This window comes from uncultured Kordia sp., assembly GCF_947489565.1.
GTDB lineage: Bacteria > Bacteroidota > Bacteroidia > Flavobacteriales > Flavobacteriaceae > Kordia.
The window spans coordinates 1-309 of sequence record NZ_CANLEA010000071.1; the positions used below are offsets into that span (position 1 = coordinate 1).

The following is a 309-nucleotide window of genomic DNA, read 5'->3' on the forward strand; positions in this document are numbered from 1 at the left end:
TCCGTCACCATCGGTGTCAGTTCCTGTGAAGGTGCCTTGTCCTGCTTCATCCACATCGTCAATACCATCATCATCACTATCTGTGTCTAGGTAATCTGGTGTTGCATCTGTATCTGTGTTTTCTGGGCTGTCAATGAATCCTGCATTTTCGTACGCATCATCGATTCCGTTGTTGTTATTGTCTATTCCACTTGGTGGCGTGTAACTGTCTGTCGGTTGTGCTTCTACATTATCTGGAATTCCATCATCATCGGCATCGATGTCTAAGAAGTCTGGTCCATCTCCTGCATTGCTATCTGTATTGACTGG

At 45.3% G+C, this 309-nt stretch carries 1 pseudogene; it reads right to left on the minus strand.

Annotation, left to right across the window (positions count from 1 at the left end):
* Positions 1-309, minus strand: a pseudogene (locus tag Q0845_RS27755) (gliding motility-associated C-terminal domain-containing protein); the annotation flags it as partial.